Source organism: Corallococcus sp. CA041A, assembly GCF_003612075.1.
In the GTDB taxonomy this organism is placed as follows: domain Bacteria; phylum Myxococcota; class Myxococcia; order Myxococcales; family Myxococcaceae; genus Corallococcus; species Corallococcus exiguus.
Genome location: NZ_RAWF01000591.1, coordinates 1 through 607, shown reverse-complemented (window position 1 = coordinate 607; position 607 = coordinate 1). Strand labels below are relative to the sequence as shown.

Sequence of the window (607 nt, the reverse complement as noted above, 5' to 3'; positions counted from 1 at the left end):
GGCTTGAGCCGCGGCGGGGGTGGCCTTGGCGTCCTTCCCCTTCTTCTTGTCGGCCTTGGCGGGCTTCTCCGCCGGGGCGGACTCCAGGACGGGCGCGTTGCGGTCCAGGGCGAGGTTGAGGCGGAAGGAGATGGGCGCGTCCTGGACGAGCTTCCAGCGCAGGACGACGGCGTCCTTGGGGACGGCGGGCGCGGCGGGAACGGGAGCGGCCTCGGCGGGCTCGGGCGCAGTGGCACCCGGCGGGCGCGGGATGGGCTCCATCTTGCCCGGCGCCTCCTGCTTGCAGGCGGTGAACGCGAGTGCGACGAGCAGACCGGAGAGACTTCGCTTCACGGGGACACTCCTGGGTGACGGTCGCGGGATAGCGGAGCGGACGGCGGTTGTAAAAGGGAGAACGGGCTTTGACGCGGCCCGACGAAGTTGGAGGTTCATGGAAGGGGCGGCATGCAGGAGCGCAGGCCTTCCGGCGCGGTGGGCGGCGGCTCACCGGCGATGGCTGCGAGGAACGCGAGCTCACTCGGGCCGGGCAGCGCGCCTCCGCAGGCTCCGGGACAGGACGCCATGCGTTCGTCGAAGCGCGTGCACCAGGCCTCGATGGGCGCGGGTG

1 pseudogene is annotated in these 607 nt (G+C 72.3%); it reads right to left on the bottom strand.

The features are described 5' to 3' along the window. Positions 1-333, bottom strand: a pseudogene (locus D7V77_RS42360) (hypothetical protein); the annotation flags it as partial. Between the last annotated feature and the right edge of the window lie 274 nt (positions 334-607).